The following is a 7,879-nucleotide window of genomic DNA, read 5'->3' on the forward strand; positions in this document are numbered from 1 at the left end:
TCGAAGGAACAAACATGAAGATTCTTGTGCCCGTGAAACGGGTCGTCGACTACAACGTGAAGGTGCGCGTGAAGAGCGACGGCACCGGTGTGGACATTGCCAACGTGAAGATGAGCATGAACCCGTTCGACGAGATCGCGGTCGAAGAGGCTGTGCGCTTGAAGGAAAAGGGTGTGGTCACGGAAGTGATCGCCGTCTCTTGCGGCGATGCCAAGTGCCAGGAGACCCTGCGCACCGCGATGGCCATCGGTGCCGACCGCGGCATTCTGGTCGAGACCACCGAAGAGCTTCAGCCGCTGGCCGTGGCCAAGCTGCTGAAGGCGCTGGTCGACAAGGAACAACCGCAACTCATCATCCTGGGCAAGCAAGCCATCGATGACGACGCGAACCAAACCGGCCAGATGCTGGCTGCCTTGGCCGACCTGCCCCAAGCCACCTTCGCCTCCAAGGTCGAAGTGGCCGACGGCAAGGCCACCGTGTCGCGCGAAGTGGACGGCGGCATGGAAACGCTGACGCTCACGCTGCCCGCGGTCATCACGACCGACCTGCGCCTGAACGAGCCACGCTATGTGACGCTGCCGAACATCATGAAGGCCAAGAAGAAGACGCTCGACATCTTCAAGCCCGAAGACCTGGGTGTCGATGTGAAGCCCCGCCTGAAGACCCTGAAGGTTGCCGAGCCACCGAAGCGCGGTGCCGGCATCAAGGTGGCCGACGTTGCAGCGCTGGTGGACAAACTGAAGAACGAAGCGAAGGTGATCTGAACATGACCGCACTTGTTATTGCCGAACACGACCACGCCAGCATCAAGCCGGCCACTCTCAATACCGTGACCGCAGCGCTGGCTTGCGGTGGTGAAGTGCACGTGCTGGTGGCAGGCGCCAACGCGGCAGAAGCCGCCAAGGCCGCAGCACAAATCGTGGGCGTGACCAAGGTCATCGCTGCAGACAGCCCGAGCCTTGCCGAGAACCTCGCAGAGAACGTCGCCGCCCAAGTGCTGGCGATTGCATCCAACTACAGCCACATCCTGTTCCCCTCGACCGCCAACGGCAAGAACGTCGCCCCGCGCGTGGCCGCCAAGCTGGACGTGGCCCAGATCAGCGACATCACGAAGGTCGACAGCCCCGACACGTTCGAGCGCCCGATCTACGCCGGCAACGCGATTGCCACCGTGCAGAGCAGCGACGCCACCAAGGTGATCACCGTGCGCACGACCGGCTTCGACGCAGCAGCAGCCACGGGTGGCACTGCAACCGTCGAAACCGCTGAAGGCGTGGCCGACAGCGGCAAGAGCACGCTCGTGAGCCGAGAAGTCACGAAGAGCGAACGCCCTGAACTCACCGCCGCCAAGATCATCGTGTCCGGTGGCCGTGCATTGGGCAGCGCAGAGAAGTTCCAGGAAGTCATGGCGCCCCTGGCCGACAAGCTCAACGCTGGCCTCGGTGCCAGCCGTGCGGCCGTCGACGCAGGCTACGCACCGAACGACTGGCAAGTGGGCCAGACCGGCAAGATCGTCGCGCCGCAGCTGTACATCGCAGCGGGCATCTCAGGTGCCATCCAGCACTTGGCCGGCATGAAGGACTCGAAGGTCATCGTCGCGATCAACAAGGACGAAGAGGCGCCGATCTTCTCGGTGGCCGACTACGGCCTGGTGGCCGACCTGTTCGTGGCCGTGCCCGAGCTGGTGAAGGCCCTGTAAGAGGCGTCGGTTCATGAAGACCCGCATCACCGAACTGCTGGGCATTCGCTACCCGATCATTCAGGGCGGCATGCAATGGGTGGGCCGTGCCGAGCTGGCATCGGCCGTGTCGAACGCCGGGGGCCTTGGCGTGCTCACGGCGCTGACGCAGCCCACGCCCGACGACCTGCGCCAGGAGATCGCGCGCATGCGCACGATGACCGACAGGCCCTTTGGCGTGAACCTCACGATATTGCCGTCGGTGAAGCCGCCGCCGTATGCCGAGTACGTGCACGCCATCATCGACGGCGGCGTGAAGATCGTGGAGACCGCGGGCAACAGCCCGAAGGACTTCATCGAGGCGCTGAAGCGCCATGACGTGAAGATCGTGCACAAGTGCACGTCGGTGCGCCATGCGCTGTCGGCCGAACGCAATGGTGTCGATGCCGTGTCGGTCGACGGCTTCGAGTGCGCCGGCCATCCGGGCGAGGACGACGTGCCCGGCCTGATCTTGCTGCCGATTGCGGCGCGCAAGCTGCGCATTCCGATCATCGCGTCGGGCGGCATTGCCGACGGGCGCGGCATGGCCGCTGCGCTGGCGTTGGGTGCAGAGGGCATCAACATGGGCACGCGCTTCTGCGTGACCCAGGAAGCGCCGATTCACCAGAACATCAAGCAGGCGCTGGTCGACGCGACCGAGCGCGACACCAAGCTGATGTTTCGCACCATGCGCAACACCGCGCGCGTGTTCCGCAATGCCATCTCCGAAGAGGTGGTGGCCACGGAGAACCGCCCGGGCGGCTGCGAGTTTGAAGAGGTGCGACCGCTGGTGGCTGGTGCGCGCGGGCGTGCGGCACTGGAGTCAGGTCATGTGCAGGACGGCGTGGTTTCGGCTGGTCAGTGCATCGGGTTGATCGACGACATTCCTACCTGCGCCGAACTGCTCGAGCGCATGGTGCGCGAGTGCCGCGAGCATCTGGAGCGGGCGCGAAGCTGGATGAACTGAGCGCTGCTGCTCACATCCGGGGCGCGCTCAGGCCGACGGGGTACCTTGCTCCGCGAACGTCCTCCGGCCTGCGGCCTCCCCCTTTATTTCGCTGCGCAAGGCACCCCATCGGCCTGAGCGTTCAGCGCAGTGGTGCACTGGCACCGCACGGCCCCTGAGGCATGCGTGCGTCGCATTGCGGAAGCTGCATTTGTTGGCGATTGCCGGGACTTCGTGCGGCATGAAACGGCTACTGCGCCAGCGCTCTTCTCTAAAGTGGATGCCCCTGTCACTCGAAATCCCACCAAGGGAAGAAGAAAGGCGCAACACACCAAGCCACTGAAATATTTGAAGGCTGCTTGCCTCGCGGCAGGTCGTCGGTGCGAAAGCAGCGATGCGAATGCGAGGTATCAAAAGGCGACGGCCAAGGTGTTATCAGCACCCCGACCGTCTAACCAATTACGTGCAACAACCTTGGAAGGAACGCACAAAAATGGCTACCAAGACTATAGCCTGGCCTCGCACGCCGGTAGCTTCCGAAGACAACGCCCAAGACCCGGCGGATCGTCTCGAAAACACCCTCTCGCAACTCGAAGCGCTCCTGTGGGTCTGCCATGGGGAAGACATCGACTGGTGCAGCGGGGATGGGCCTCGACAACTGGACAACCTGCTTTGGCTTGCGGCTGAATTGGCTCGCAAGGCTGGGGAGCTGTTTCAGCTGAGCGAGAAGGCGCGACACAGGGCGCCTGAGACCGGCGGTTAGCGGCTGATCTGCGGGCCGCGGTTTTCGCGGCCCGCCTGGGGAACGGGTTCTTTGGAGGTGCGATCGTTGAAGCCTTCGTGATGGGCGAATTCGGTTGAGGTTTACGGGCTCAACCTCGGTGGCAGCTATGTGTTCCATGCTGACCGTCGACAGACAACGCGAGCATCCGCTTTGCAGCGTAAGCCGACTTCCTGTCGTACGGAAACGAGCGACTGCAACCTGCCCTCCATCCGCAGGCGAAGCATCTTGCTCGGGCTGCAGTCACAGCGACGTCTGAAGGGAAAACAAATCTCGCTGGACTCGCAGGATCGGGACATGTGCTCGATCAAAATGTTGTTTTGCCTCTGACGGAGCATGGTTTGAGGGGAAAACCACTCCGATTCCCACTCGATGCCGCCGCGCGCCCACCTGAAGCGAAGGGAGGTGATGTGGTACGACGTGGAGTCGTACGTCTGCCGCGCCGCGTGGCCCGCGAACACCGTAACCCGCGAGCGCGCGGACGTAGACCGGCGACGAGGTGGGCGCGGCGTGGATAGGACGGTCGCGGCTGGGTCGAATCGAGGGGCGGCCAGCGCTACCTACAGGCGTAGGCGTTCGTGGCTCCGGCGCCAGCCCAGCAACGCCCGTTTCGCACGAGGTCCACAAGCTGCGATCCAGAGCGCCGTGAAGCATGTCGTATCGTCCTCCTCAGATGGACTTCGCCCACCCAGCCGCGCGGCAGAATGCGGCCACTTCCGCAACCGAAAGCTACCGACGATGACTGAAGAGTGGATTCTCCAGACGAAAGAAACGCGCCGCCTCTACGCCAACGCAACCTGGGTTCCACTGAGGGCGTCCATCAATGACGAAAAGGGGGACGTGAAACAGATTGGGTTCGTCAGCGACGTTTTCGCCTGCGGGTCTGCCGCCTTCCCTCCAGAGCACCGAGCACTGGTAGAGGAGCGCTTGGGCTGGAGCTACCTCGGCATCGGCCACACCATAGCGCCATACGCCTACGAAGATGGCCACTACGCCACCATCGATCAATTTCAATACAACGACAAGGAGCCAATCGGGGTCAACCTCGTCTTTGAGCACCCGCAACCTGTCGTCGGTGGGAGGCAGTGGATATTGAATCCTGATCTGGTTGTTGCGCTCCACCTGATAAAGGAGGGGACGAACTGGGTGAGACCTGAAGAAAATTTCGTCGTGGTGGCTCGCGAGGTTCTCGATAAGGACGGCGAGCACACGCTGATCGAAATCAAGCGAGAATTCCTTCTTGACTATTTGGCCGCGAGAAATCTATCTTTGCGCCTATCCTGCTATCGCCAACGAGTGGAAAACGTGCCGTCGCTTGAGGGTAGCAACTACGCAAACTTAAAAGATCACAAAGAGAACGAGCGCGACGGTGGTCGATTTCAACTCCTAATTCGCGATATCAACGATGTTTTCGGAGGAAGCTGGGCATTGTTCCGAGCTTGGCGAACTGACGTCGATGAAGATGACGATGCCCCGGTGATGGGGCCAGAAAACAACGACAACACCGGCCATGAAAGCTCACGCGGGCATCGTGGCGGTTATGAAGGTGTTCGGGGTGAAGGCGAATTCTGGCGAGACGAATGGATTAACCATCAATCTCGGAGTGTGCGAGTTCGAGGAGACGCAGACACGAACCTCCCCCAATTCATCGTGGAGACTGACGGAACCCGCATGGCATCTGCCGCCCTGGACAACGAAGATATTGGCCGATGGCTGTGGTTCCGCTCCAGCGTAGTCAATGAGCTTCTGAACTTCAGAGGTTTTTCGCTGGAGTGGTATACGGCGGAAACTGGCGGCATCCGGTCAACGTCAGGCTACAAAACTCATTTCGGAATCAATTCATCAGATCTGATTACTGTCTATGCTTACGATGTTGCCAAGCTGAACCCTTGGGAGCAGCATATTTGGGCCGCACATAATGTCGTTCCCGAAGGAAAGGTTTCGAGCGAATTATTAGCCTCGCAGGTCAAGGCTGAGTCCGCAGTCACGCATGCCGTTGAATTCATGTTTTTCGAAACCATGCGAATGCTGGAAACGAACTTCAAGAAGGTATACGGAATCTCGCTCTTCACCCACGATATAGATGACGCTGCGGCTATGCAGCACGTGTCTAGATTTACGAGCAAAGATCAAGCTTCGTTACTGCGGCTGGCGAAAGAGATTGTTCGTGTGTTCTCGGATCGCCTCAATGTTCGTGAGCTTCGCAAGGTGGCAGTGCGTGCAGACAAAGACAAACTTGGCTCAAACAAGCTGCTGCAGGATGTGTTAGCTCAAAAGGTGGGTGACGAAAAGGCCCGCCGAATCTTTGCCGAAATCGCCGGCACTTACGATATGCGTTTGGGTGATGCGCATCCCACGGGATCAAAGATCGCGGATGCCATAGAGCTTGCCGGGATTGAACAAAGCCTTTCTTTCTTGCGGCAAGGGGAGCGGCTAATCAACAACTTTGGACGAGCCATATGGCTCACAGGAAAGCTCCTTTTTGGGCATTTGGAAGAGGACGAGGCCGCATAGGAGGTGTAGATGGCAAAGACAGGCTACCTGTATGTGCTGGTGCATCACTCTGATCCGGACCTGTACAAGGTCGGGGTGACGGTCCTTGAGCCGGGTGAACGGCTGGCGCAGCACAACCGTAACTTTGACGAGTACGCCGGCAAGATCGTCAAAGAGACCGGCCAGCGTTGGGAGCTCAAGACGTACATCGAAGTCACCGCCCCCTACTGGGCAGAAAAGACGTTCTGGGGAGCAACGCCGTGGAGCGTGATTCCGTTTCGAGGAAGCGTCGAAGTCAGGAAGATGGAGTGGAAGTGGGTTCAGCAGGGCTTGGATGCGGCAACAAAGGCAGGCGCGCGACCGCTACCGTCGCCGCGAGGGCGCCAGCGCGGAACCGCGAATGGATGGTGGACCAGTTGTAGGGTGCCGGCATCGCCATGATCGGTAGCTACCGTGGACTGGTCACGGGCATCGAGGTCCAGCGTGAGAAGGGCCACGTGTTCAAGGAATCGGTAGGCCTCGTCGCGAATCAGAAGACGAGCCCTTGCTGCGTGGAATGGCGTGGACGTAGCTTGCGAACAAGTCTGCGGTAGTTGGCCGCACACGAATGATAAAAACCAAAGCTGGAGGGATCGGAACTTGTTCGAAAGCATCGTACTTAGGAACAGCGAGGACGCTGGAAACATCACGTTGGGCGCCATTGCGGAGGCGCTTCTCTTCTATCAAAACAGTCGCATCGTTGTAGGACACGGAACGCTGGTTTCGTTTGCGAGGGATGGCAGCCTTGGCAACGTCTTGGCGCTTGTAAAAGAGGGGCGCCTGCAGGCAGTGCATTGTGAGGAGACTCTTGGCACCGTCACTAACTCACACGGCGCGTCACAGGCGCATGACTTCGGCGCAATGACGCTGGTTGGACATGAGGACGTCCGGGGAAGGAACCGGGCAGAACGTATCGAGATAAGTTTGCGCAATTGCGGCATCGAACCACGTAGGGCGAAGGCCCAAGCTCAAGCCTTTGTCGATGCAGTTCCTGCGAAGAGCTTTGAGAAGGACGACTATGTAAAGGGCGGCATCCCGAATGCAGCCCGGATGGACGCAAAAGACCGCGTAACGCTGAAAGGGCTTCTGCGGGCAGGACTCGCCGCTGTGCCAGGCGGGTATGACGCGGGCGACAGTCTTGAGGCTGACTACGTCCTCAGCGACCTAGCCTACTTTCTATTTACCAACATTGACTTCGCGGCGGTCAACGAGCGCAGAGCGAGCATGAGCCCGGCGATGGAGCCGCTGACGCCAGCCGCCCTGTTCAATCTCATCTTGGAGTCGCGAGCCGACATGCACTTGGCTGCGTTCTATGGCGGAGATTTCGTTACGACAACTGCGAATTCGGCGCTTGTTCGATGGCGGCAAGCGCACTTGTTCGAGCGCGCAGACCGCAATCGTGAAGCGCGCGAGCAATTTTCGGAACTTGTTTTGGCCGACTGCCCAAGCATTCGAGAGGTCATCGACAGCGGAGAGCGATCATTCGCTGAGTTCTTGAAGGCCTTGGATAAAGCGCAAAAGTTCAAAGCTTGGATGGCGAAAACGAATCCGGATCAGAAGTTGGTCAGCCAGTACATCGAAGCGTTGAAGGCAGACACTTGGGCCGACAAGGCGCCAGTCAAGGCAGTTCGGTATCTCTTCTCGCTCGTGACCGGCACCGTCGATCCAACCGCAGGCATCATCTCTGGTGCCGCAGACGCATTTCTGGTGGACAAGCTTCTGAAAGGTTGGCGGCCAAATCACTTTGTGGATGACCGGCTGAAACCGTTTCTACGTTAGGGAACGTCTGATCAAGTCCACCGATTGCCGACCTGAACGTTGATCACCCAGCTGAAGGAGAGCCAACGATGAGCCAGATCAGTTTTTCGGATGCCGAGCATGCAGGCAAGAGAAAGAAGACACG

The 7,879-nt window shown here is 59.7% G+C and carries 6 protein-coding genes; all 6 read left to right on the forward strand.

All coding sequences use genetic code 11. The features are described from left to right. Window positions 1-14: 14 nt before the first annotated feature. The 6 genes from VLK31_RS05425 (at window position 15) to VLK31_RS05450 (ending at window position 7,755) form a co-directional block, all read left to right on the forward strand. Window positions 15-764, forward strand: a complete 750-nt coding sequence (locus VLK31_RS05425; protein ID WP_409167329.1) for an electron transfer flavoprotein subunit beta/FixA family protein — start codon at window positions 15-17, stop codon at window positions 762-764. Between the two features lie 2 nt (window positions 765-766). Continuing rightward, on the forward strand, window positions 767-1,699 hold the full coding sequence (locus tag VLK31_RS05430; protein WP_409167330.1) for an electron transfer flavoprotein subunit alpha/FixB family protein: 933 nt from the start codon (window positions 767-769) through the stop codon (window positions 1,697-1,699). Between the two features lie 13 nt (window positions 1,700-1,712). After that, entirely contained in the window at window positions 1,713-2,684 is a 972-nt protein-coding gene (locus VLK31_RS05435) for an NAD(P)H-dependent flavin oxidoreductase (RefSeq protein WP_409167331.1), read from the forward strand. 1,498 nt (window positions 2,685-4,182) lie between these two features. Continuing rightward, window positions 4,183-5,958: a hypothetical protein gene (locus VLK31_RS05440; RefSeq protein ID WP_409167332.1), complete on the forward strand. Its 1,776-nt coding sequence runs from the start codon at window positions 4,183-4,185 to the stop codon at window positions 5,956-5,958. A 9-nt stretch (window positions 5,959-5,967) separates the two neighbouring features. Further along, window positions 5,968-6,378 carry a hypothetical protein gene (locus tag VLK31_RS05445; protein WP_409167333.1) on the forward strand — a complete coding sequence of 137 codons (411 nt, stop codon included), beginning with the start codon at window positions 5,968-5,970 and terminating at the stop codon, window positions 6,376-6,378. 198 nt (window positions 6,379-6,576) lie between these two features. After that, window positions 6,577-7,755 (forward strand): hypothetical protein, encoded by a 1,179-nt coding sequence (locus tag VLK31_RS05450; protein ID WP_409167334.1) that lies wholly within the window; start codon window positions 6,577-6,579, stop codon window positions 7,753-7,755. Window positions 7,756-7,879: the final 124 nt, after the last annotated feature.

This window comes from Variovorax sp. H27-G14 (genome assembly GCF_046156345.1).
Taxonomy (GTDB): domain Bacteria; phylum Pseudomonadota; class Gammaproteobacteria; order Burkholderiales; family Burkholderiaceae_C; genus Variovorax.